Source organism: Spirillospora sp. NPDC048819 (assembly GCF_040650055.1).
In the GTDB taxonomy this organism is placed as follows: domain Bacteria; phylum Actinomycetota; class Actinomycetes; order Streptosporangiales; family Streptosporangiaceae; genus Spirillospora.
In genome coordinates this window covers 16,621-41,041 of record NZ_JBEZGN010000056.1, presented here as the reverse complement: position 1 = coordinate 41,041, position 24,421 = coordinate 16,621, and the positions used below count along the sequence as shown (strand labels likewise).

Here is a 24,421-nt window from a genome sequence, read left to right as displayed (position 1 = left end):
CCCGCGCCCGGCGCCTCGCCGGGGCCGCCCGCGGCGCCGGCGCCGCCGGACGGCGGGACGCTCGCCGGCGCCGCGCCGGCGGCGGCGTTCGAGCAGACGCCGTCGGGCGGCGAGGCCGGTTCGCCGTGGCCGTTCTGGGCCGCCACCGTCGCCGCCGGGACGGCCGTGCTGGTCGCGCGGTCCGCGCTGCGCCGCCGGTCAGGACGGTATGCGCGGCGGGGCTGACCCCGCTCCCGGCCCTTGATTCCCGGTGGAACTCCGCTACAGTCCTCGATTTAGGTAAGGCTTACCTAAGTTCTTGCCTTCGTTCTCCCCGCGAGAGGAAGCCATGAAGCAGGCGACCACACGGATCACCCGCGGCGGCGCGGTACTCGCCGCCGCCGGGCTGATCACGATCGGGCTCGGCGCGGTACCCGCGTTCGCCGCCGGTCCGGCGACCACCGTCACCCCCGATACCGGGGCCGACCCCGCAGGCCAGGACCTCACCGTCCAGGGCAGCGGGTTCGACCCCGCCGCCAACAACGGCCTAGGCGTCTACGTCGTGTTCGGGCCGAAGAACGCCGACTACGCCACCAACGCCGGCGCCTTCCAGTCGTCCAAGTGGGTGCACAAGAACGGGGCGTCCAGCCCCGGGCAGGGCGTGATGAACGCCGACGGCACCTTCAACGTCACCCTCACCGGCGTCAAGGCCAAGTACACCGACGGCAGCGGCAAGGAGGTCGACTGCCAGGTGACGCAGTGCTACGTCATCACGATAGCCGCGCATGGCGTCCCCGACCGCAGCCAGGACACCTTCACCCCCGTCACGTTCACCGGCGGCGAGAACCCGACCGACCCGGGCGACGGCGACCCGGGCACCGACCCCGGGACGGACCCGCCGGCGGGGTCGGGACAGCAGACGCTGTCCACCAAGGTGAACAACGGCGCCCTCACCCTCTCCCTGGACGGTGACACCGCGCAGCTGAGCACGGTCGCGCCGGGCGAGCACTCCACGGGCGCCCTGCGCACCGCCACGGTCACCGACGCGCGCGGCACCCAGGCGGGCTGGAACCTGGTCGGCGAGGTCACCGACTTCAGCCACGCGCAGGGCGGGACGATCCCGCGGGCCAACCTGGCCTGGGCCCCGGCCGCCCAGGTGGTCGCCGATGGCTCGCAGGGCACGGTGACCCCGGGCGCGGCGGGCCCGCTCGGAGCGGCGCGGACGCTGGCGTCGTCCGCCGCGGGAAGCAGCGGCGGCGTGTTCCAGGCGGGCGCCGGGCTGGACCTGAGCGTCCCGGCGGGAACCTCGCCGGGCGACTACACCGCGACGCTCACCCTGACCCTCTCCTAGAGAAACAAGACTTCGTCCCAGGACGGAGCAGAGGCGGGGTGGGAATGGTCGAAGCATCCCCACCCCGCCCTGAAAAAGAGTACGCGGAGCCCATCTGATGAACGCCTTCCGTGGCGGGTCCCTCCTGGCGGCGATGATCGCGCTGGCCGCCTTCACCACCGTCCCGGCACACGCCGCCGTGCCCGCCACACCCGCCGTGCCCGCCACACCCGCCGTGCCCGCCACACCCGCCGTGCCCGCCGCGCCCGCCGCGCCCGCGCCGGGCGGCGGCCTCACCTGGTCGGTCAAACCGGCCGGCGCCGAGGGCCGGTCGCGGCGCGACTACTTCGTCTACACGCTCTCCCCGGGCCAGCGGGTGCGCGACAAGGTGGTGATCACCAACATGAGCCGCCGCCCGCTCACCTTCCGCGTGTACGCCACCGACGCCTTCAACACCGCCGACGGCTCGTTCGCCCTCCTCACCGCCGACCGGCAGGCCACCGACCTCGGCACCTGGATCTCGGTCGCGGGCGCCCCCACCCGGACGGTGAAACCCGGCACGTCGGCGGAGCTGCCGTTCACCCTGACCGTCCCGTCCGGCGCCACCCCCGGCGACCACTCCGGCGGCGTGATCGCCGCCGTCACCGAACAGACGACCGGCGCGCAGGGGCAGCGCGTCAACGTCGACCGCCGCGTCGCCGCCCGGGTCTACGCCCGCGTCAACGGGGCGCTGTCCCCGTCCCTCCAGGTGGAGTCGCTGAAGGTCGCGCCCGAGAGCCCGCTGCTCGGCACCGGCGGTGTCGAGGTCACCTACCGGATCCGGAACGCCGGCAACGTGCGGCTCGCCGCCACCTCGCGGATCGGCGTGACCGGCCCGTTCGGCACCCGACTCGGCGACCCCGTCACCCGGCGGGTGCCCGAGCTGCTGCCGGGCAACGCCTACACGTTCACCGACCAGGTCCGGGGCGTGTACCCGGCCGGCCCGCTCACCGCGACCCTGCGGCTGACGCCGCTCGGCCCGGCGGAGGCCGGACCGTCCGAGGCGCGCCCGACCGTCCGGACCGCCGGGTGGTGGGCCACCCCGTGGGCGGCCGCCGCCGCGTTCGTGATCGCCGTCGCCGCCGCCCTCTCCGTGCTGCGCCGCCGCCGGAGCCGGTCATGATGGCGCTGCTGGCCGGGACGCTCGCCGTCCCGGCGCTCGTGTTCGCCGCCCCGGGACCGGCCGTCGAGATCGACCGCACCGAGGCCGAAGTGGGGCAGACCGTCACCGTCGACCTCGCCGCCTGGCCGACCGGGAACGTGCTGATCGAGCTGTGCGGCAACGGCGGCGAGCGCGGCTCCGCCGACTGCGCCGTCGCCGCGGCGGCCACCACGTTCGTGGGCGAGGAGGGTCGCGGCACCGCGATGATCACCATCGTGAAACCGCCGATCGGCTGCCCCTGCGTCGTCTCCGCCCGTCCCGTCACCGGGGGCAGGGCCCGCACCGTCCCGCTGAAGATCAAGGGCGTACCGGTGCTCACGGCGGCCCAGCGCCGCACCGTCTCCGCCGCGCCCGCCCGCGACCTGACCGTCTCCGGGATCCGGGTGAGCGGCGGCGGACCGTCCACCGCATGGCTCGGCGGCCCGGCCGAACGGACGGTGACGTTCACCGTCCGCAACACCGGCCGGGCGCCCGTCACCGACCCGCCCCTCACCCTGGCCGCCGGACGCGGCGCCGCACCCACCGGGATCCTGGACGCCCCGGCGATCGGAACGCTCGCCCCAGGCCAGGAACGCACGTTCGAGGTCGGGGTGAAGCTGCCGGGCCCGGCGTTCGGCCGCTACACGGTCGTCGGCGAGCTGACCGGCATCGACCGTCCCGCCCGCTTCACCGCCCGCACGTCCTCCTACCCGTGGGGGCTGCCGGTCCTGCTCGCCCTCGCCCTGCCCGCGACGGTCGTCAGGGGACTCCGGAACAGGGGAGGGCACCGTCCCGCCGCCGTCCCGCCCCAGTCGCCCCCGACCACGATGAACGAGGTCGTCGCCGCGAACATCGGCCAGTGGCGCCGCGTCCGGAACCTGCCGAGGACGGCGCTCGCCGACACCCTGACCTCGCTCACCGGCACCGCCTGGACCGCGGACCAGATCGAGAGCGCGGAGACCTTCACGCCGCCCCGCCGGTTCGACGCCGACGAACTGCTCGCATTCAGCCGCGCTCTGGACGTCCCGATCCCGGCCCTGCTGCTCGCGCCGCCAGAGGGCATGATGAACGGAGGCGACCCGAGGAGAGAGACGTGACCGTCCCCGCATTCGTCTCCGCGCAGTCCGGCGCCGCCGACCGCGGCCGGGCGTTCGGCGCACACTGGAGCACCGAGATCGCCGCCGCGCACACCGGCTACATGAACCTGTTCGAGACCCTCGGCGGCGACCCCGGCCGCGTCCGCTCACTGAGCGAAGAGGCCCTGGCGGAGACGAGCGCGTGGGCGCCGGCGCTCGGCACCGAGATCAACGCCATCGCCGGCGGCGCCGGCCTCGAACCCTGGCAAGTCGCGTCCATCAACGCCCGCACCGAGATCCTCGCGGCCCTGAACGCGGCGGGCCGGAGCGAGTGCAGCACCGCCGTGACCCTGCCGGACGGCGCGCCGCCCCGCACCGTCCAGACCTGGGACTGGCACGACGTGATGCGCGACGTCCCCGTCGTGTGGACGTACGAGCCGCGCCCCGGCCACCGCGTGCGGACCTTCACCGAGTTCGGCGCCCTCGCCAAGATCGGGGTGAACGGCGCGGGGCTCGGCGTGCACTTCAACATCCTGGGGCACGCGTCCGACGGCGGCGCGGCCGGCGTCCCCGTCCACATGATCGCGCGCCGCATCCTGGACGAGGCGGCGACGATCGAGGACGCCGAGCGGATCGCCCGCTCGGCCCGCACGTCCGCGTCCACCGCGATCACCGTCGTCACCTACGACGGCGTCCGCGGCCGGGCCGCCACCCTGGAGATCTGCCCGGCCGGAGTGGGCGTGATCCCGGCGAACCCGGACGGTGTCCTCCTGCACACCAACCACTTCGAGGACCCCGGTCTCGCGGCCGGTGAAGCGATCGGCGACGAACTCCCCGGCTCCCGCGCCCGCCTCGGCCACCTTCGCTCCCACACGGACGCCCTGTCGGCCCCGACCCCTCTGGAGCGTGCCAGTGCCTTGGCCGGCCACGCCCCCGATGACGCCCCGGTCTGCGCGCATCCCACGTCCGCCGACCGGACTCGCTGGGAAACCCTCGCGACCATCAGCCTGGACGTCGCCTCAGGCGCCCTGGACGTCCACAAGGGCGGCCCCTGCCAGGCCACCCCGACCTCCTGGCAGCGGTACTAAAACGTTCGGCACGGGCCGCAGCATGTTCGGCCCCGGACGACGCGCCGCCCGGTAGTCGCGCCGGCTAGTGGGTGAAGGTGAAGCCGGTGGCGCGCAGCTTCGCGGAGGTGACGGGGACGGCCGGGGTCTTGATCTCGCCGCGGTAGGTGAGCGCGGGCAGGTTCGCGGCCTCGCAGATCTCGCCGAAGGCCGCCGCGTTCGTCGGCGGGACGGCCGCGTCCGGGACGGCGTTGTACACGCCGGTCAGGTCGCGGGTCACGACGAAGTCGAGTGCGGCTGCGGCGTCGCGGTAGTCGACGCGGTACAGCAGGGCGTCCGCGGAGAAGGGGACGCTGCCGCCCAGGACGTCGTGCGCGAACTTCACCCGGGTGGGGTAGTCGATGTCGTCCGGGTGGCCGTAGACGTCGGGGATCCGCACGACGGCGCCGCGCGGCGAGGACAGCACGGCCTGCTCCGCGGCGATGAAGTTGCGCGGGGAGGCGTCGGTGTCGGCGGTGGTCGGGGACTCCTCGTCGATCACGGCGCCGCCGCCCGCCCCGTACACCGAGGACGAGCTGGTGAACACCACCCGCGGGTGCGCGGCGACGGCCGTCCGGGCGCTCGCGGTGAGCGTGTCGGCGTATTCGGCGACGCGCTGGGCGGCGTCGAAGGAGCGCTGCAGCCGGGGGCTCACGGTCAGGACGACCGCGTCGGCGCCGTCGGCGGCGCGGGCGACGGCCTCCCGGTCGGCGCCGCGCAGGACGGCCACGTCGGCGCAGATCTCGCCGAGCTCGGCGACCCGGACGGGCGAGGTGGTGGTGCCGACGACGTGGTGACCGGCGGACGTCCAGCGCCGGGCCAGCTCCGAGCCGATGTGTCCACAGCCGATGATCAGGTACCGCACGGGCGACCTCCATAAGGAAACGGCGTTTCCATCCTGTCATGGATCGCCCGCGGGTGCTCCGGCGGCGTTGCTAGAATTGGCAATTGCCAACGTCGTAAACAACGATCCGTCCAGCAGGGCGCCGGAGTGTGGTTCGTTCCGTGCCACCGCGCCGGCCGCTGCGGAAACCCTGTGAGGGGCCGCCCGCCGTGAGCACTCCGCTCTACCAGCTCAAGGCAGAGTTCTTCAAGACGCTGGGGCATCCGGCCCGGATCCGGGTGCTGGAGCTGCTGAGCGAGCGCGACCACGCGGTCGCCGAGATGCTGCCGGAGGTCGGGATCGAGCCGGCGCACCTGTCCCAGCAGCTCGCCGTGCTGCGCCGGGCCGGGCTGGTCGTCTCCCGCAAGGAGGGGGCGACGGTCGTCTACTCGCTGACCAGCCCACAGGTCGCGGATCTCCTCGCCGTCGCGCGGTCGATCCTCACCGGCGTGCTCGCGGGGCAGGCGGAGCTCCTGGACGACCTGCGCTCCGGCGGCGCGCCGGCGGGCCGGGAACGCCCGTCCGGGTAGCGCGTCCGGCGACGAGCCGCGGCCGTCACCGCCCTCGGGCGACCGTGTCCCGCTCATACCTCATCGATTGCTAATATTGGCAATTGCGCAGGACGCTAGTTTTCCTGCGCGGGTCGCAGCTCTGCCGTCGCAACGTCGGGAACCGGGTGAAGGATCTACTCCGCAAGATCATGAGGACCGGGCGGGTCGCCGAGCCTCCGCCTCCGCGTCCCGAGGGCGCCGTGCCCGAACGCGCGGCCGAGCTGCGGGGGTCGGTCCAGATCCGCCACGTGGACGCCGGGTCGTGCAACGGCTGCGAGGTCGAGATCGCCTCGGCGTTCGGGCCCGTCCACGACGCCGAGCGGTACGGGGCGCGCCTGGTGGCCTCGCCCCGGCACGCCGACGCGCTGCTGGTGACCGGGCCGGTGACGCGCAACATGCAGATGGCGCTCCGCCGCACCCATGAAGCGGTGCCGGAGCCGAAGGTCGTGGTGGCGCTGGGCGACTGCGCCCGCGGCTGCGGGGTGTTCGCCGACGCGTACGGGGTGGTCGGCGCCGTGCACGACGTGGTCCCCGTCGACGTCGAGGTGCGGGGCTGCCCGCCGGAGCCGGAGGCGATCGTGGACGCGCTGCGGGGGCTCACCGGCCGATGACGACTGTGACCGGTGCCGCGTTCTGCGCGGCCCTGGGTCTGGGACTGCTCGCCGCCGCCGGGGCACTGCTGCCGCGCCGTGCCCGCCCGGCCGCCGCCGGGGGAGGGACCGCCGCCGCGGGCGCCGCCGCGGTCGTCGCGGGCCTCGCGGCGATGGCGGGGCACCCCTGGTCGGTGTGGCTGCCGGACCTGCTGCCCCTGGCCGGCGTCCGCCTGGCGGTCGACCCGCTGAGCGGACTGTTCATCGCCGTCACCGGCGCCGTGGCGGTGTGCGCCGCCGTGTACGCGATCGGCTACACGCGTCCGGCCCGCGACGGGACGGACGACGCGCCGGGCCTGGACGGACGGGCCGTGCAGGCCATGCTTCCGCTGTTCGTGGTGGCGATGCTGCTGGTGCCCGCGGCGGCCAGCGTGAGCACGTTCCTGCTGGCCTGGGAGCTCATGGCGGTCACGTCGCTGCTGCTCGTGGTGGCCGAGCACCGGCGGCGCGCGTCGGTGGGCGAGGCCGGCCTGTGGTACGCGGTGATGACCCACCTGGGACTGATCGCGATCATGGCGGGCCTGGCCGGGTTCGCCGCCGCGTCGCACGGCGAGTCCTTCGAGCGGCTCCGGGCGGCGGCGGAAGGGCTTTCCCCGGCCGTGCGGAGCGCGGTGTTCGTGGCGACGCTGGCCGGGTTCGCCTCGAAGGCGGGCATCGTGCCGCTGCACGTCTGGCTGCCGCGCGCCCACCCCGAGGCGCCCAGCCACGTGTCCGCGCTGATGAGCGCGGCGATGGTGAACATGGGCGTGTACGGGATCGTCCGGGTGGGGCTGGACCTGCTCGGCGGCGGACCCGCGTGGTGGTGGCTGGTGGTGCTGGCCTCCGGCGGCGTTTCGGCCCTGTACGGGGTCCTCCAGGCCGTGGTCGCCACCGACATGAAACGGCTTCTGGCCTATTCGACCTGCGAGAACATGGGTCTCGTCCTGATCGGCGTGGGCGCGGCGGGCCTGCTGTCGGTGTCCGGCGCCCGCGCCATCGCGGCGCTCGCGCTGACCGCCGCGCTGCTGCACGTGGTCAACCACGCGGGCTTCAAGACGCTGCTGTTCCTCGCGGCCGGGTCGGTGCTGCACGCCACCGGCACGCGGGACCTGGACGCCCTCGGCGGCCTGCGCTCGCCGATGCCGGCCACGACCGCGCTGTTCGGGATCGGGGCGCTGATGGCGTCGGCGCTGCCGCCGGGCAGCGCCTTCGTCAGCGAATGGCTGCTGCTGCAGAGCCTCGTCCACGCACTGCCCGAGGGCGGGACGCTCGCGGCCGTCACCATGCCGGTCGCGGTCGCGGTGGTGGCGCTGTCGGCGGGGCTGGCGATCGCCGCGTTCGTCAAGGCGTTCGGCGTCGGGTTCCTGGCGCGTCCCCGCAGCGCCGCCGCCGAGCGGGCCCGCGAGAGCTCCCCGGCGATGATCGCCGGAATGGTCCTGGCCGCGCTGGCCTGCGTCGCCGCCGCGCTGGCGCCGGGCCTGGTGGCCGGCGGCCTCTCGCGTGCCGCCGGCGTCGCGGCGGCGGTGGCGGGACCGGGCGGCGACCCCGTCACGGGCCCGGTGACGCTCCGGCCGGCCGGGATGCCGAGCACCATGTCCCCGCTGCTGATCACCGTGGCGCTGCTGGTGGCGGTCGTCGTGCTGATGGCGGTGCTCCGGGCGGTCACGACCCGCCGCGCCCGCCGCCGGGCCAGGCTGTGGGACTGCGGTGCCGGGCCCGCTACGGCGCGGATGGAGTACACCGCGACCTCGTTCGCCGAGCCGCTGGTGCGGGTGTTCGACGACGTGCTGGCCCCCGAGACCGACCTGGACGTCACACCCGTCAAGGAGTCGGCCTACCTGGTCGACAGCGTCCGCTACCGGACGACGGTCGGCGACCGGATCGAGCACCGCCTGTACCGGCCGGTGCTGGCGGCGGTCGCCTGGGTCGGGCGGGCGGCCCGGCCCCTGGCCAACGGCAGCGTCCACCGCTACGTCGGATACGGCTTCTACGCCTTCACCGGCATGCTCATCCTGCTGGCGGTGACGCGGTGAGCGCGGCCGGGGTCGTCGGGGCGGTCACCCAGGTGGCGCTGGTCGCGTTCGGCGCGCCGCTGCTGGTCGGGTTCATGCGGCAGGTCCGGGCCCGCCTTGAGGGACGGGCCGGCGCGGGCGTCGCGCAGCCGTGGCGTGACCTGCGCAAGCTGCTGCGCAAGGAGCCGATCACCCCGCACGGGACCGGTGTGCTGTTCCGCGCGGCGCCGCTGGTGCTGGCGGGCACGGCGCTGGTCGTCAGCGCGGTGGTCCCGATCGTGACCACGGCCTCGCCGCTGGACGGGACGGCCGACCTGTTCGCGGTGGCCGCGCTGCTGGCGCTCGGCACCGTGTTCCTCGCGCTCGCGGGCCTGGACACCGCCACCGCGTTCGGCGGCATGGGCGCCAGCCGCGAGATGGTCGTGCTGGCGCTGGTGGAGCCGACGATCCTGCTGTCGGTGTTCGCGCTGTCGGCGCGGGTCGGCTCGACCAACCTGGGGGCGATCGTCACCGCCACCCTGCACGAGCCGCTGCTGGTGATCTCCCCGGTGAGCCTGCTCGCGGCGGTCGCACTGGCCGTGGTCACCATCGCCGAGACGGGCCGGATCCCGGTGGACAACCCGTCCACCCACCTCGAACTGACGATGATCCACGAGGCGATGGTGCTGGAGTACTCCGGGCCGGACCTGGCACTGGTCGAGTGGGCGTCGGCGATGCGGCTGACGGTGCTGCTCGGCCTGTTCGCCGGCCTCTTCGCGCCCTGGGGCATCGCCGGGACCTCGATGGCGATGCTGCCGGTCGCGGTGGCGGCGTTCGCCGCCAAGGCCGTGGTCCTGGGCGGCCTGCTCGCCGCCGGCGAGGTGTTCATGGCCAAGCTGCGGATGTTCCGCGTGCCCGAGCTGCTCGCCGGGTCGTTCCTGCTGGCGCTGCTGGCCGTCGCCGCGTCCTTCTTCCTGGCCGCCCCATGAGCGAGACCCTCTACGTCCAGCTCCTCGACGTGTCGTGCAGCGCGCTGCTGCTGGCGGGCGTCCTCGCGTTGTGGCGGCGCGACCTGGCGGCCATCGTCCGGCTGTTCGCCGTCCAGGGAGCCGCCTTGGGTGCCCTGGTCGCCGTGCTCGGCGTGTACGAGGGCCACGCGGGGACGATCGCGCTGGCCGCCGGCATCGCCGTCCTGCGCGGCGCCGTCCTGCCGCTGATGCTGCGGCGGGCGATGCGGGCCGGCGGCGCGTTCCGGGAGACCGAGCCGCTGGTGAACGTGGCGTCCTCGCTGGTCGCCGCCGCGCTGCTGGCACTGCTGTCGTTCGCCGTGATGCGTCCCGTGATCGCGCTGTCGCCGTCGCCCGCCACCCGCGCCGTCCCGGTGGCGCTCACGGTGGTGCTGCTCGGCTTCTTCCTGCTCGTGACCCGGCGACGCGCGCTGTCCCAGGTGGCGGGGTTCCTGATGATGGACAACGGCATCACCGCCGTCGCGTTCCTCACCACCTCGGGCGTGCCGCTCATCGTGGAGCTCGGAGTGTCGCTGGACGTGCTGCTGGCGGTGCTGGTGCTGCAGATCCTCACCGCCCGCATCCGCGCCGCGTTCGGCGACAGCGACCTGGACGACCTGCGGGAGCTGCACGACTGATGACGACGACCCTGCTGATCGCCCCGGTCGGCGTGCCCGCGCTGGCCGCCGCCGCATACGCCGCGTTCGGCTGGCGGCGCGGCACGGCGTGGCTGGCCTCGGCCGCGGCGGCCGGCGTGCTGGCCGCGGCGGTGTGGCTGGCCCTACTGGCCGTCGACCGGCCGCGGACCGGCCTCGGCGGGCTGCTGCGCGCCGACGCCCTCACCGCCTTCATGCTGATCGTGATCGGCGCCGTGGCGCTGCTGGCGATGCTCGCCAGCCCCTCATACCTGGAGGCCGAGCGGGCGGCGGGCCACGCCACGCCCGCCGACATGCGCCGGTACGGGGTGCTGACGCAGGCGTTCGTGGCCGCGATGGCGCTGGCCGTGCTGGCCTCCAGCCTCGGCGTGCTGTGGGTCGCGGTCGAGGCCACCACGATCGTGACGGCGTTCCTCGTCGGGCACCGCCGCACCCGCAACGCCACCGAGGCGGCCTGGAAGTACGTGGTGATCTGCTCGGCCGGGATCGGGCTCGCCCTGCTCGGCATCGTCCTGCTGCACTTCGCGGCGCGGCACGCGCACGTCCCGTCGTCCGGCGCGCTGGACTGGGTCAGGCTGGCCGAGCACGCCGCCGCCCTGGACCCCGGCGTCACCCGGATCGCCGTGGCGCTGCTGATCATCGGCTTCGGCGCCAAGGCCGGGCTCGCGCCGCTGCACGCCTGGCTGCCCGACGCGCACAGCCAGGCGCCCGCGCCGGTCTCCGCGCTGATGTCGGGTGTGCTGCTGTCGGTGGCGCTGTACGCCGTCCTGCGGGTGAAGGTGATCGCCGACATCGCGCTCGGCACCGGCTTCGCCCGGACGCTGCTCCTGATCGTCGCGCTGGCCTCGGTGGCGGTGGCCGCCGCGCTGCTGCTCGGCCAGCGCGACCTCAAACGGATGCTCGCCTACTCCAGCATCGAGCACATGGGCCTGCTGGCCCTCGGCGCCGCGATCGGGACGCGCCTGGCCATGGGCGCGGTGCTGCTGCACATCCTCGGCCACGGGCTGGCCAAGGCGGTCTCGTTCCTCGCCGCGGGACGCGTCCACCAGGCCCTGGCCACCAGCCGCATCGACGCCGTCCGCGGCCTCGGCGGCCGGGCCCCCGTGCTCGCCGCCGCGCTGGGCGCCGGCCTTCTGGCCCTGCTCGGATTCCCGCCGTTCACCCTGTTCGCCGGGGAGATCGCCATGGTGCGCGCGGGGTTCTCCGCCGGGCTCGGCTGGGCGGTGACGATCGCCCTGGTCCTGACACTCCTCATCATGGCCGCCGTCTCCGCGCGGATGGCGGGGATGCTGCTGGGCTCCCGTCCGGACGGCCCCGGAGCGGCCACGATCCCGACCGGCCTGAAACCGCCGTTCGCGCTCACCGCGGCGCTGGGCGCCGGACTCGCCGCCTGCGCAGTCATCGGCGTCACCGCGTGGCCGCTGCGGCCGCTGCTGGACGCCGCCGCCGAGATCCTCACGGCCTTCTGAAGGAGGTGTCCCGATGAGCAGCGACGACCGGCCCGCGGGCGACCGGCCCGCCGTCCCGCCCCGCACGATCACCGGCATCGACGCCGGTGCGCTCCCGGCACGGGCCGCGGCGCTCCTGGACGACGGGCACCGGCTCGCGCTGGTCGCCGCCCACCACGACCCCGGCGCGCTGCGGGTGGTGTACCTGTTCACCGCCGCGTCCCCGGACCGGCGCACCGAACTGCACGTCCGGCTGGACCCGGACGCCCCGGCCGTCCCGAGCCTGGCCGCGGTCAGCTTCCCCGCCGGACGCTTCGAACGGGAGATGCGCGACCTGTACGGGATCGTCCCCGAGGACCATCCGCTGCCGCGCCGTCTCGTCCGGCATCACCACTGGCCCCGCGGCTGGTACCCGATGCGGGACGACGCCGGTCCCGCGCCGGAGTTCGGCGACCCGGAGGGGCCCTACCCGTTCGTCAACGTCGAGGGCGCCGGCGTGTACGAGATCCCGGTCGGGCCCGTCCACGCGGGGATGATCGAACCCGGCCACTTCCGGTTCTCGGTCGTCGGCGAGAGCATCCTCAAGCTGAAGGCACGGCTGTGGTTCGTGCACAGGGGCCTGGAGAAGCTGTTCCACGGCCGCGCCCCCGCCGACGCGGTGCCGCTGGCGGAACGCGTCAGCGGCGACACCACCGTCGGGCACACCCTCGCGTTCTGCATGGCCGTCGAGGAGGCCACCGGCGTCGAGGTCTCTCCGGGCGCGCAGCGGATGCGGGCGCTGCTCCTGGAACTCGAACGCCTCTACAACCACGTCACCGACCTGGGCGCCCTGTGCAACGACGTGGGCCACTCCGTCCTCAACTCCCAGTTCGGCCGCATCCGCGAACACCTGCTGCGCCTCAACCGCGAGGTCACCGGCCACCGCCTCCTGCGCGGCGGGATCGTGCTCGGCGGCGCCGCCATGCGCACCGTCCCCGCCCCCGCGCGGCTGGCCGCCATCGCCGAGGACGCCGCCGAGCTCGCCGGCCTCGCCCTCTCCCACACCGTGGTCGCCGACCGCTTCACCGGCACCGCGGAACTGCCCGTCCAGGCCGCCCGCGACCTGGGCGCGCTCGGCTACGTCGCCCGCGCGAGCGGCGTCGACGCCGACGCCCGCCGCGACCACCCGTTCACCGACCTGCGGCCCGCCCTCGGCGTCGCCACCCGGACCACCGGCGACGTGCTCGCCCGCTTCCAGGTCCGCGCCCAGGAGATCGCCGTCTCCGCCGCGATCATCGAGGACCTTGCGTACGGCATGTCCCCGGGCGTCGTCACGTACTGGCCGCCGCTGGCCCCGCTCGACGGCCCCGTCTCCGGCGCCGGCGTCGTCGAGGGCTGGCGCGGCACCATCGTCCACCGCGTCGAACTGGCGCGGGACGGCTCCCTCACCCGCACCAAGATCGTCGACCCGTCCTTCTTCAACTGGCCCGCCCTGCCCGTCGCCCTGACCGGCACGATCGTCCCCGACTTCCCCCTCGTCAACAAGAGCTTCAACCTCTCCTACGCGGGCAACGACCTCTGACCGGAGACGGCGGCGGCGACGGCGGCGGCTAGCCTGCCTGCATGAGACCCCGGGCAGAGTCCCCCGACGAGGCCATCGGCCTCCACCGGTTCAACGCGCTGCCGGACGCGCAGGCGCGGAAGTCGCTCCTGGCCTGCCTCGATGTACCCGCATGGGCGGACGCCCTGCTGTCCGCCCGGCCCTACACCGATCTGGACGCGCTCCTCGAACACGCCGGCACGGCCGCCCGGAAACTCGCCCCCGACGAGATCGAACAGGCCCTCGCCGCGCACCCGAGGATCGGGGAGCGTCCCGCCGGAGCCGGGACCCGGGCCCGCTGGTCGCGCGGTGAGCAGTCCGGGGTCGGCGGCGACACCGGCGTCCAGGCGGCCCTCGCCGAGGCCAACCGCCGCTACGAGGAGCGCTTCGGCCGGGTGTTCCTCATCTGCGCCACGGGGCTGGACGCCGAACACGTCCTCGACGCCGCCCGCGCCCGCCTCGGCAACGACGACGAGACCGAGCGGCGGGTCGTCGCCGGGGAACTTCGCAAGATCGCCCTGCTGCGCCTGCGGAAGGTCATCGGCTCATGAGCCCCTCCGCCCACTCCACCTACCGAGGGAGCTGATCCCATGGGCATCGTCCTGGGCCCCAACCAGTACGGCAAGGCGCAGAACCGGGTCTTCCGCGTCCGCCGCGAGACCGCCCGGCACGAGATACGCGACCTCAACGTGTCGACCTCCCTGCGCGGAGACTTCGCCGCCGCGCACGACCCCGGCGACCAGTCCGGCGTCCTGCCGACCGACACCCAGAAGAACACCGTGTTCGCCTTCGCCAAGCGGGGCGTCGGCGCGATCGAGGAGTTCGGCCTGGCCCTCGCCGACCACTTCGTCGCGCAGGTCCCCGCCGCCGACGGCGCCCGCATCGAGATCGAGGAGTACGCCTGGGACCGCATCCCGTCCGGAGGGGCCGGCCATGACCACGCGTTCGTCCGGCGCGGCGGGGACACCCGCACCACGGTCGTCACGGTCGCGGGCCAGGGCGCCGCCCGGCGGGCCTGGGTCGTGTCCGGCCTCCAGGACCTCGTGATCGCCAAGACCACCGGATCGGAGTTCTCCGGGTTCCTCAAGGACGAGTACACCACGCTCGCCGAGACCACCGACCGCGTCCTCGCCACGTCGCTGGTGGCCAGATGGCGCTACGGCGGCACGGACGTCGACTTCGACGAATGCCACGCCTCGATCCGCTCGGTGCTGCTGGAGCGGTTCGCCGACGTCCACAGCCTCGCGCTGCAGCAGTCGCTGTACGCCATGGGCAGCGCCGTGCTCGAACGTCACCCGGAGGTCGCCGAGATCCGCTTCTCCGCGCCGAACAAACATCATTTCGAGGTCGACCTGTCGCCGTTCGGCCTGGAGAACCCCGGCGAGGTCTACATCGCGGCCGACCGCCCGTACGGCCTGATCGAGGCCACCGTGACCCGCGACGACGCCCCGGACGCCGGGCAGGCCTGGCTCAGCGTCCCCGGCTTCTGCTGAGGACCCGCCATGAGCCATGTCGTCGTCGCCCCCGACAAGTTCAAGGGAAGCCTGACCGCCCGGCGGGTCGCCGGGCACGTCGCGGCCGGCCTGCGCGTCGCCGCCCCCGGCCTGGACGTCGTCGAACTGCCCGTGGCCGACGGCGGCGACGGAACCGTCGACGCCGCGCTGTCCGCGGGTTTCCGCAGCGTCCCGGTCATCGCCGAAGGCCCCACCGGCGAACCGGTCACCACCGCGTTCGCGCTGCGCGACGGCGTCGCCGTCGTCGAGATGGCCGACGTCTCCGGCCTGTCCCGGCTGCCCGGCGGGCGGCTCGACCCCCTCCGCGCAGGCAGCCGCGGCACCGGCCAGGTCGTGCGGGCGGCACTGGACGCGGGAGCGCGCACCGTCGTGCTGGGACTCGGCGGCAGCGCGTCCACCGACGGAGGCGCCGGCCTCGCGCAGGCGCTCGGTGCCCGCGTCCGGCGGGACGACGGACGCGACGTCGAGCGCGGGGGAGCGGGCCTCCTCGACGTCGCCGAGGTCGATCTGCGCGGCCTGCACCCGAAGATCGCCGACACGGAGTTCATCGTGGCCTGCGACGTCGACAACCCCCTGCTGGGCCCGCGGGGCGCGGCCGCCGTCTACGGCCCGCAGAAGGGGGCCGGCCCCGGCGACGTCGCCGTCCTCGACCGTGCGCTGGCCCGCTGGGCCGCGCAGGTGGCCCGCGCCACCGGCGCCGACCACGCGGCCACCCCGGGAGCGGGCGCCGCGGGAGGAGTGGGGTTCGCGGCGCTGGCCCTGCTGGGCGCGGCACCGCGTCCCGGCATCGACATCGTCCTCGAACTCGTGGGTTACGCCGACCGGCTCCGCGGAGCCAGGCTCGTGATCACCGGCGAGGGCTCGCTGGACGAGCAGACCCTCAGCGGCAAGGCCCCCGCCGGCGTCGCCGCGGCCGCCGCACGGGCCGGCGTCCCCGTGGCCGCCGTCGCGGGGCGCACGACCCTGGCCGCGCCCGACCTCGCCGCGGCCGGGATCTCCCGCGTCTACGCCCTCAGCGACCTCGAACCCGACCGGCGGCGCAGCATGACCGAGGCCGGGCCGCTGCTGGAACGGCTGGCGGCGCGGCTCGCCGCGGACCTCGGCCTCGCCCGCCCCGGAGGCGACGCATGACCGAACTCGATCTCCTCATCCGCGCCCCGCGGGCGATCACCGCCGAGGGCGAGGCGCCCCGCTGCGTCGGGGTCAGGGACGGCGTGATCGTCGCGATCGACCCGCCGGACTCGGCGCCCGCGGCGTCCCGGACCGTGGAACTCGGCGACGACGAGGTCCTCCTGCCGGGCCTGGTCGACACCCACGTCCACGTCAACGACCCCGGCCGCACCGAGTGGGAGGGATTCGCCACGGCCACCCGCGCCGCCGCCGCCGGCGGCATCACCACGATCATCGACATGCCGCTGAACAGCATCCCCCCGACCGTGAACGCCGACGCGCTCGACGTCAAACGCAAGACCGCCGCGGCGCGGGCCTGGGTGGACGTCGGCTTCTGGGGCGGCGCCGTCCCCGGCAACCTGCAGGACCTCCCGGAGCTGCACGAGGCCGGGGTGTTCGGCTTCAAGGCGTTCCTGCTGCACTCGGGCGTCGAGGAGTTCCCGCCCCTCACCGGCGACGACCTCCGCCGGGCGCTGCGGGCGCTGCGCGGCCTCGACGCGCTGATGATCGTCCACGCCGAGGACTCCCACGCCGTCGACCGGGCGCCGGCCGCACACGGCCCCGGATACCGCGACTTCCTGGCGTCCCGCCCCCGCGCCGCCGAGAACCTCGCCATCGCCCGGGTCATCGGGCTGGCGCGGTCGACGGGCGCACGCGCGCACATCCTGCACCTGTCCAGCTCGGACGCCCTCCCGATGATCCGCTCCGCCAAGCGCGACGGCGTCCGGATCACCGTGGAGACCTGCCCCCACTACCTGACGTTCGCGGCGGAGCAGATCGCCGACGGCGCCACCCAGTTCAAGTGCTGCCCGCCCATCCGGGAGGCCCGCAACCGCGAACTGCTGTGGCAGGGCCTCGCCGACGGGACGATCGACATGGTCGTCTCCGACCACTCGCCCTGCACACCGGAGCTGAAGCGTCTCGACACCGGCGACTTCGGCGAGGCCTGGGGCGGCATCGCCTCCCTCCAGGTGGTCCTGCCCGCCGTGTGGACCGAGGCCCGCCGCCGCGGCCACCCGCTCACCGACGTCGTCCGCTGGACGGCCGAACGTCCCGCGCGGCAGGCCGGTCTCCGCAGGGGGCGGATCGCCCTGGGCCACCAGGCCGACTTCTGCGTCTTCGCCCCCGACGAAGCGTTCACCGTGGACGTCCGGCGCCTGCACCACCGCAACCGGATCTCCCCGTACGACGGCTGCCCGCTGACCGGCACCGTGCGCGCCACCTGGCTGCGCGGCGCACCGGTCGACATCGCCGGGGAGCCGCGCGGCCGGCTCCTGACGAGAGGAGAAGCATGACGTCCGATGCCATCGGCTTCACCGCCCTGCCCGACCTCGCCTGCCGGGACCTCGCCGCCGGCGTCGTCTTCGCCAACGACGAGTTCTTCGCCGAGCGCGAGAACCTCATCAAACCCGGACCCGCCGTCTTCTCCGCCGAGGACTTCGGGCACAAGGGCAAGACCTACGACGGCTGGGAGACGCGCCGCCGCCGCGAACCGGGCACCGGCGGCGACCACGCGATCGTGCGCCTCGGCGTACCCGGCGTGGTGAAGGGCGTCGTCATCGACACCGCCTGGTTCAAGGGCAACTACCCGCCCCTGGCCTCCGTGGAGGCGACCAGCGCCGAGGGCTACCCCTCACCCGAGGAGCTGCATCGGGCGACCTGGGTGACGCTCGTCGGCAGATCACCCATCAAGGGCGACACGGAGAACCCGTTCCCGGTCACCGACCCCCACCGCTTCACCCACGTCCGCCTCACCATCTATCCCGACGGGGGCGTGGCGCGGTTCCGCGTCCACGGCGAGCCGGTACCCGACCCCCGCCTCATGGACGGCACCGTCGACCTTGCGGCGCTGGAGTCCGGCGGCGACGTCGTGGACTGCTCCAACATGTTCTACAGCTCACCGCGCAACATCCTCCTGCCCGGACGGTCACGGCTCATGGGCGACGGCTGGGAGAACGCCCGCCGCCGCGACGACGGAAACGACCACGTCACCGTCGCGCTCGCCGGCCGCGCCCACGTCCACCGCGTGGAGATCGACACGTCCTACTACGTGGGCAACGCCCCCGGCTGGGCCTCCCTCACGGGCATCGACGCACGGGACGACACCCGCGTGGACCTCATCCCGAAGACCCGCCTGCAGCCCGACACCCGCCATCACCTCCGCTCGGCGGCCACGGCCCCCGTGACCCACGTCCGCTTGGACGTCTACCCCGACGGCGGCATAGCCCGCCTGCGCGTCCACGGCACCCTGACCCCCGAAAGCCGAGCCGCCGCGACCACACGTTTCCTGAACCTCCTGCCCGACGACCACGCCATCGAAGTCCTCACCACCGGCGCGGGCCTCCCCGAAGCCGAGGCCAGGGCCCTCGTCACCGGCCGCCCCGCCACACTCCCCGCCCACATCCTGGACCGCCTCCTCCAGAACCCCTGAAGGGCCCCACGAAGGCCCGATGCCCACGGGCGCGGCCGTGTGGTCACTGCATCCATGTGAAGCGGCCCCTGTCAACGGCGAGGATCGCCCCCCACTGATGCATGCTTCGTGTCTTAAATCGCCATAGTTGTGCTCCTGGTGCGGTGCTTGTCTCGTGAAGCGGCGGGTGATCAACCGGCCGATCCCCCCACGGGTCGTCCGCCCGCATCCAGGAGGCAAAGGTGCCCAGGACACGCTGGATCGCCGCGACCGCGCTCGCGGTCGCCGGAACACTCCTCACATCGGGACTCACGGTCCCCGGACAAGCCGAGACACGAACTCCCCGCTCCCAGCCCCCGGGCGAACACACCGAACTGCCCGACAAGGACGCCCGCACCGGCCGCTTGGCGCCCACCACCCGGCAGGAGAGCGCCGCCCGCGGCGCGACCGTGCGCTGGAACAGGCTCGGCACCCCCGCCTCGGTGACCGGAACCGGCCCCCTGGCCGCCGGGCTCGCCGACGACCCCGAGAAGGCCGCGCGCGCCTACCTGGCCGGCCATCGGGACCTGTTCGGCCTGGACGCCGCCGCCGTGGCCGACCTTGAGAAGGTCGCCGTCAACCCCATCGGCGAGGGCGCCGCGGTGCTGCTGCGCCAGCGCTTCGGCGATCTGCCCGCCGGCCACGACGGGCTGGTGGCGGTCGGCGTGACCGGCGGCAAGGTCGTCTCGGTCACCTCGACGCTGTCCCGTGACGACGAGCCCCCAGCGCCCGCGACGCTCTCCAAGGACGACGCGGTGGCCGCCGCCGGCCGCGACGCGGGCATGGCCGTCTCCGCAGGCGACGTCCGCAGGGTGCGGCTCGTCGCCGTCCCCACCCCCGAGGGCGTCCGCAGCGCCTACCAGGTCGTCCTCATGGACTCCTCCGGAACGGAGCCCAAGGCGGTCACGTCCTACGTCGACGCCCGCTCCGGCGCGGTACTCGTGCGGGAGAACCTCGTCGACCACGACGGCGACGACCCGCGCTGGTCGGCCTTCCCGGCCACCCCGCCCGGCGACTACTCGTCCCGTGACACCCGGCAGGCCTGGTGCTTCGTCCCCGCGGCGGGATGCAACATGGTCGTGGGCGGCGACCCCTCCAGCGGGTTGCCGTGGGACGCCGACCCCGCGACCGGCGCGTCCACCACCACCAGCCTGGGCAACGCGGCCAGGACGTACGAGAACCGCGCGAGCGACGACCCCTTCACCGTCGGCACCCGCACCAACGCGTCCAAGCCGGACCGCAACTACACCTACCCCTGGGCCAACCAGTGGCACACGAGCAAATGCGACCCGGCGACGCTGGACAGCCCGCAGGAGGCCGACGTCGAAGCCGCCATGTCCAACCTGTTCGTCCAGCACAACCGGATGCACGACTGGTCCTACCGGCTCGGCTTCACCGAGTCGGCCTGGAACATGCAGGTCGACAACGGCGACCGCGGCGGCCTGGGCGGCGACCCGGAGCAGGGCAACGCGCAGGCCGGCGCCAGGTTCCCCGCCATCCGCGACAACGCGAACCAGATCACACCGCCCGACGGCGTCGCCGCCATCACCAACATGTACCTGTGGCAGCCGATCGCGGGCGCGTTCTACCCGCCGTGCGTCGACGGCGACTTCGACATGACCGTCATCGGGCACGAGTACGGCCACGCCATCTCCGGCCGCATGGTCGCCGGGCCGGACACCGGATGGAACGGGCCCCAGGCCGGGGCCATGAACGAGAGCACGTCCGACCTGCTCGCGATGGAGTACCTCAGCGAGTACGGGCTGCGCTCTCCCGGCCGGACGCCGTACGTCATCGGCGGGTACGTCACCGGCGAACCGCGCGCCGGAATCCGCAACTACGACATGAGCCGCAGCCCGCTCAACTACAGCGATCTCGGCTACGACCTGACCGGCACCCAGGTCCACGCCGACGGTGAGATCTGGACCGCCACCCAGTTCGACCTGCGTCAGGCTTTCGTCCGGCGGTACGGCGACGGCAACGCGGCGCTGCAGCGCAAATGCGCCGACGGGGAGGTGCCGGTGGACAAATGCCCGGGGAACAGGCGGTGGGCGCAGCTGTCGTTCGACGCGCTCCTGCTGATGGCCACCGGAGCGGTCAGCTACGTCGACCACCGCAACGCCCTGCTGGCCGCCGACGACATCCGCTTCGGCGGCAAGAACCAGGCGATGATGTGGAAGGTCTTCGCCCAGCACGGCCTGGGCGAGGCCGCCGCCAGCAACGGCCCCGCCGACGCCGACCCCACGCCGAGCTTCGCCTCCCCGCTCTCGCGCAACACCAGGGTCACGCTCGAACCACGCGGCGACGCCGAGGACGCGAAGGTCCGGCTGTACGTGGGCGACTACGAGGCCCGCGCCGTCCCGGTGGCCGACACCGACCCGGCGACCCCGCTCGGCGCCGCCTTCTCCATTGCACCCGGCCGCTACTCCTTCGTCGCGGTCGGCGAGGGCGTCGGCCACAAGAAGTTCACCGCCACGATCAGAGGGGCACGGCGCACCTTGCCGGTCGCGATGCACCGCAACCAGGCCGCGAGCGCCAACGGCGCCACCGCCACCGGCGACGGCCTGTCGCACCAGGCGCTGCTGGACGAGACCGAGGCGACCAACTGGCAGTCGGTCGAGGCCCCGGCCGCCGGCCGCCAGGTGACCGTCGACCTGGCCGGCGACCGCCCGGTCAGGATCGGCCGGGTCCAGGTCAGCGCGATGCTGCGCCCCACGGTGGCCGGTGACCCGGAGGGCCCCGACACTTCCCAGAACCGCTTCACCGCTCTGCGTGCCTTCCGGCTGCTGGCCTGCGACTCCACCAAGGCCGACTGCTCGCAGAACACCTCGTACCGCACCGTCTACACCAGCCCGGACGACGCCTTCCCCGCCGACCGGCCGCGACCCACGGCACCCGACATCGCCCTGCGCTCGTTCGACACCCGCGACTTCACCGCGACGCACCTGCGGCTGCAGGTGGTCTCCAGCCAGTGCACCGGCTCCCCCGCCTACGCGGGCGAGCAGGACAACGACCCGCGCTCCGACACCGACTGCACCACCGCCTCCCCCCGGGCCGGCCTAGTCCGAGCCGCCGAACTCCAGGCCTTCGCCCGATAGCCGAGGCCGCGACGCGAAGACGCGGGGGCGAAGCCGCCCCCGCGTCCTCGTGGCCGCGCTTGTGCGTCGCACATGGCACCGGCCGGTCACCACGGTGTCAACCGCGCTGTCACCAGTTCTTGTACTCGACCTCGCCGAGGCCGCAGAAGGTGCAGCCGGAGCTCAGGAAGTCCTCCGTGCGGCGGAACTCCTCGTCGGCCAGGTGCCACCGCAGCCACGCGGTGATGATGTGCTGACCATTGCGGGTGGCGTAGATGTGGTCGGTGTTGTCGAGGATGTTGAACCACACCGGCACATCGGTGTTGGTGTAGTCGCGCTCCATGTTCGCGGTCGCGAAGTCCTCGTCACCGCCGATGTAGAGGGTCGGGTTCCGGAGACTCTCCGGGCCGTCGCCGTCGAAGGAGCCGCCGGCCACGTGGATGGTGGTCTCGAGCCGCGGCTCGCCGGCCGCGTCGAACGTTCCGATCGACCCGCGGGAATGGCCGCCGAAGGCCACCTCGGAGGTGTCGAGATCCTGGTACAGCGGGCTGCTCGGCGCGGCGTTCTGGCTCTCCAGCCAGTCGAGGGCGTCGACCATGTAGTCGCCGCTGCTGGAGGAGACCTCGCTGTAGACGACGAACCCGTGGGAGGCCCACTGGCGCAGCATGTCCTCGTAGTCGGCGGGGCCGGACCCCGCGCCCGGGCCCCAGACGAAGATCGGATGGTCCACACCGTTCTGGCCGGCGTTGGCCGGGTACACCAGCCACCCGTCGTCGCCGGGACCGGCGGACCTGTCGACGGTCACCGCGTACGGCCCGGGCGCGGTGACGTCGTCCACCGGGGGCAGCGACCCGGGCGGCGGCTCCTGGTCGCCGCCGGCCTCGACGCGCACGTCGTCAACGGTCAGCGTCTCCAGGAAGCTGCCGGCGTCCAGGGAGAACCGCAGCCGCAGGTCGCTGCCCTCGACCGAGGCCGGCAGGCGGAACGACGCCGCACCCGCGGCGGTGCGCGCCGACTCCAGCGGCGTGAACGTGCCGCCGCCGACCGAGTAGGCCACGGTGAAGGACTCGCCGACGTCCAGCCCGGACGCCGCCCGGGTGTAGGAGACCGTCACGTCGCTGTGCCCGGTCAGGTCGATGGGCGCGGACGTCATGGACGGGTCGGACCACGGGGACCCGCTCATCCGGGCGCCGTATGCGCCGGTCGTGACGGAGCCGGAGGCGGTGAAGGTGCCGAGCCCTCCGGAGAAGTCCTCGCTGTAGATCGTGGTGGCGGCGGAGGCGGGCGTGATGGCACCGCCCATGGCCACGATGCTGAGGGCCACTGCGCCGAGTATTCGCAGGCGCTTGCGGATGCGAGACATGTCCGAGATCCTTTCTGGCCGCGATGATGACCGCGACCTGGCCGTTGTGGCGAGTGCGTTCGTGTCCTGCTCTCGATCGCCGACGTCCGTTCCGGAATCGGCCTATGCCGATTCAAACCGGAATCTCGGAAATGGAAATCGGTGAAATCGCCGGTGCCGCCACCGGCCGGGGACCGTGGTGCCGCCCTCTCGTCGGTGGCGGCGGTGGCCGTCATGGGCCGGCCATGCCGCGGCCCGCATTTCCGTAATGATCTGGCCAGCAGGCCGCCATGAGCGCCGTAATGCATGATGTCCGTCGTGAATTCGTGGTCACATGAACGGCCAGGATTTCGACCCGAACTCGAGAAAGAGACGATATGAGACGTGGGATGGTTCGCGGCATCGCGGCGATCGGTGCCGTCGCGGCCGTCGTGTCGTCCGGGCATGCCTCGGCGGCGCACCGGGCTCCGGGCGCGGTGCTGGTCGAGGAGTCGTTCACCGGGGCCGCCGCGGACCCGCGTTTCATCGGATACGGGGCCGCCTGCCTGACCGGCGCCTCGCGCGGCGGGCCCGTCGAAGAGGCCGCGAACCACCCGCTCGGCGGGTGCCACCCGGACCCCGCCGGCCCCGTCCCGCCGGCCGGTGCGGCGCCGCGCGGCCATCTCCAGCTCACCGACGCCCACCCCGAAGAGACCGGCGCCGTGATGTTCGACTCGCCGATCCCGGCGGAGGACGGGCTGGAGGTGACCTTCGAGCAGTGGCAGTACGGCAACACCACGCGGGCGCCGGCGGACGGGATCTCCTTCTTCCTCACCGACGGCGCCGGACGGCTCACCACACCGGGCGCGTTCGGCGGAAGCCTCGGCTACGCCCAGAAGCTGCCGGGCGGCAGAATCGGCGCACAAACCGTCCCGGGCGTCGACGGCGGATATCTCGGTATCGGACTCGACGTGCTGGGCGAATATTTCGGCGACGGAGAAAGGCGCGGGTTCGGCTGTGACCGGCGTTCCCCGGCCGGGACGGCGTTCCGGCCGCCCCCTCCCGGCCCCAACGTCGTCACCGCCCGCGGTCCGGGAGACAGCGTCGAAGGGTACTGCTTTCTCGCGGCCACGGCGAGCAGCGCGAGGACCGCGGGCACTCGGCGTTCGACGCTTCCCGGACGACTCCACGGCGATCTGCGGAGGATGCCCGCCGGCGTCACCCCCGCGCGCGCCGAGAAGCTGCTGGAACGGGTGAAACGGACCGTCCGTGTCACGGTGTCGCCCGAGCCGGACCCGGTGGTGACGGTCGACATCGACTTCCAGGACGGCGAAGGCTTCCGGCGGGTGCTGAGGTTCCGCGCCCCCGAACCCCTCCCGGACACCGTCAAGTTCGGGTTCGCCGCGTCCACGGGACCCCTGACGGACGTGCACCTGATCCGCCGGGTGGTCGTGCGCGAATTGTCGTAACCCACC

20 protein-coding genes and 1 pseudogene are annotated in these 24,421 nt (G+C 73.8%); 19 read left to right on the top strand and 2 right to left on the bottom strand.

The genetic code is table 11. The features are described 5' to 3' along the window. The 5 genes and pseudogenes from AB0C35_RS42645 to AB0C35_RS42625 form a co-directional block, all read left to right on the top strand. A pseudogene (locus tag AB0C35_RS42645) lies at positions 1-225 on the top strand (hypothetical protein); the annotation flags it as partial. Positions 226-328: 103 nt separating this feature from the next. After that, a complete protein-coding gene (locus AB0C35_RS42640) occupies positions 329-1,330 on the top strand; it encodes a WxL domain-containing protein (protein ID WP_358469187.1) in 1,002 nt (333 codons plus the stop codon). A gap of 97 nt (positions 1,331-1,427) precedes the next feature. Further along, positions 1,428-2,471, top strand: a complete 1,044-nt coding sequence (locus tag AB0C35_RS42635; protein WP_358469184.1) for a DUF916 domain-containing protein — start codon at positions 1,428-1,430, stop codon at positions 2,469-2,471. Next, positions 2,468-3,586, top strand: a complete 1,119-nt coding sequence (locus AB0C35_RS42630; RefSeq protein WP_358469181.1) for a hypothetical protein — start codon at positions 2,468-2,470, stop codon at positions 3,584-3,586. The genes AB0C35_RS42635 and AB0C35_RS42630 overlap by 4 nt, the downstream gene beginning before the upstream one ends. After that, positions 3,583-4,653, top strand: a complete 1,071-nt coding sequence (locus tag AB0C35_RS42625) for a C45 family peptidase (RefSeq protein ID WP_358469178.1) — start codon at positions 3,583-3,585, stop codon at positions 4,651-4,653. Before AB0C35_RS42630 ends, AB0C35_RS42625 begins: the two co-directional genes overlap by 4 nt. 64 nt (positions 4,654-4,717) lie before the next feature. Here the strand turns inward: AB0C35_RS42625 and AB0C35_RS42620 are convergent, their stop codons facing one another. Then, entirely contained in the window at positions 4,718-5,536 is an 819-nt protein-coding gene (locus AB0C35_RS42620; RefSeq protein ID WP_358469175.1) for an NAD-dependent epimerase/dehydratase family protein, read from the bottom strand. A gap of 188 nt (positions 5,537-5,724) precedes the next feature. On the opposite strand from AB0C35_RS42620, the gene AB0C35_RS42615 reads away from it, so the two are divergent. The 13 genes from AB0C35_RS42615 to AB0C35_RS42555 all read left to right on the top strand — a co-directional run bounded on the left by AB0C35_RS42615 (position 5,725) and on the right by AB0C35_RS42555 (position 21,646). Further along, positions 5,725-6,084: a metalloregulator ArsR/SmtB family transcription factor gene (locus tag AB0C35_RS42615; protein WP_358469172.1), complete on the top strand. Its 360-nt coding sequence runs from the start codon at positions 5,725-5,727 to the stop codon at positions 6,082-6,084. Between the two features lie 83 nt (positions 6,085-6,167). Further along, positions 6,168-6,716, top strand: coding sequence for an NADH-quinone oxidoreductase subunit B family protein (locus tag AB0C35_RS42610; protein WP_358469169.1), 549 nt, complete (start codon positions 6,168-6,170; stop codon positions 6,714-6,716). After that, a complete protein-coding gene (locus AB0C35_RS42605; protein ID WP_358469166.1) occupies positions 6,713-8,767 on the top strand; it encodes a proton-conducting transporter membrane subunit in 2,055 nt (684 codons plus the stop codon). Before AB0C35_RS42610 ends, AB0C35_RS42605 begins: the two co-directional genes overlap by 4 nt. Beyond that, positions 8,764-9,714 (top strand): NADH-quinone oxidoreductase subunit H, encoded by a 951-nt coding sequence (locus AB0C35_RS42600; protein ID WP_358469163.1) that lies wholly within the window; start codon positions 8,764-8,766, stop codon positions 9,712-9,714. The genes AB0C35_RS42605 and AB0C35_RS42600 overlap by 4 nt, the downstream gene beginning before the upstream one ends. Next, the gene (locus AB0C35_RS42595) at positions 9,711-10,370 is read left to right on the top strand and encodes a hypothetical protein (RefSeq protein ID WP_358469160.1); all 660 of its coding nucleotides are present in this window, start codon (positions 9,711-9,713) and stop codon (positions 10,368-10,370) included. Before AB0C35_RS42600 ends, AB0C35_RS42595 begins: the two co-directional genes overlap by 4 nt. Beyond that, the gene (locus AB0C35_RS42590) at positions 10,370-11,857 is read left to right on the top strand and encodes a proton-conducting transporter membrane subunit (protein WP_358469158.1); all 1,488 of its coding nucleotides are present in this window, start codon (positions 10,370-10,372) and stop codon (positions 11,855-11,857) included. The genes AB0C35_RS42595 and AB0C35_RS42590 overlap by 1 nt, the downstream gene beginning before the upstream one ends. Positions 11,858-11,870: 13 nt before the next feature. Beyond that, complete coding sequence (locus AB0C35_RS42585; RefSeq protein ID WP_358469155.1) at positions 11,871-13,397, top strand: NADH-quinone oxidoreductase subunit C; 1,527 nt, start codon at positions 11,871-11,873, stop codon at positions 13,395-13,397. A 41-nt stretch (positions 13,398-13,438) separates the two neighbouring features. Continuing rightward, positions 13,439-13,966, top strand: coding sequence for a 2-oxo-4-hydroxy-4-carboxy-5-ureidoimidazoline decarboxylase (gene uraD / locus AB0C35_RS42580; protein ID WP_358469152.1), 528 nt, complete (start codon positions 13,439-13,441; stop codon positions 13,964-13,966). A gap of 39 nt (positions 13,967-14,005) precedes the next feature. After that, positions 14,006-14,908 (top strand): factor-independent urate hydroxylase, encoded by a 903-nt coding sequence (gene pucL, locus AB0C35_RS42575; protein ID WP_358469150.1) that lies wholly within the window; start codon positions 14,006-14,008, stop codon positions 14,906-14,908. Positions 14,909-14,917: 9 nt separating this feature from the next. Beyond that, a complete protein-coding gene (locus AB0C35_RS42570) occupies positions 14,918-16,060 on the top strand; it encodes a glycerate kinase (protein ID WP_358469147.1) in 1,143 nt (380 codons plus the stop codon). Continuing rightward, entirely contained in the window at positions 16,057-17,394 is a 1,338-nt protein-coding gene (allB, locus tag AB0C35_RS42565; RefSeq protein ID WP_358469144.1) for an allantoinase AllB, read from the top strand. Before AB0C35_RS42570 ends, allB begins: the two co-directional genes overlap by 4 nt. Further along, positions 17,391-18,530, top strand: coding sequence for an allantoicase (alc, locus tag AB0C35_RS42560; protein WP_358469141.1), 1,140 nt, complete (start codon positions 17,391-17,393; stop codon positions 18,528-18,530). The genes allB and alc overlap by 4 nt, the downstream gene beginning before the upstream one ends. Before the next feature lie 221 nt (positions 18,531-18,751). Next, on the top strand, positions 18,752-21,646 hold the full coding sequence (locus AB0C35_RS42555) for a M36 family metallopeptidase (RefSeq protein WP_358469138.1): 2,895 nt from the start codon (positions 18,752-18,754) through the stop codon (positions 21,644-21,646). Between the two features lie 109 nt (positions 21,647-21,755). On the opposite strand, the gene AB0C35_RS42550 is transcribed toward AB0C35_RS42555, so the two are convergent. After that, on the bottom strand, positions 21,756-22,988 hold the full coding sequence (locus AB0C35_RS42550; RefSeq protein WP_358469135.1) for a hypothetical protein: 1,233 nt from the start codon (positions 22,986-22,988) through the stop codon (positions 21,756-21,758). Between the two features lie 356 nt (positions 22,989-23,344). Here AB0C35_RS42550 and AB0C35_RS42545 point away from each other — a divergent pair, with 356 nt between their 5' ends. Continuing rightward, positions 23,345-24,415: a hypothetical protein gene (locus AB0C35_RS42545; protein WP_358469132.1), complete on the top strand. Its 1,071-nt coding sequence runs from the start codon at positions 23,345-23,347 to the stop codon at positions 24,413-24,415. The last annotated feature ends 6 nt before the right edge of the window (positions 24,416-24,421 follow it).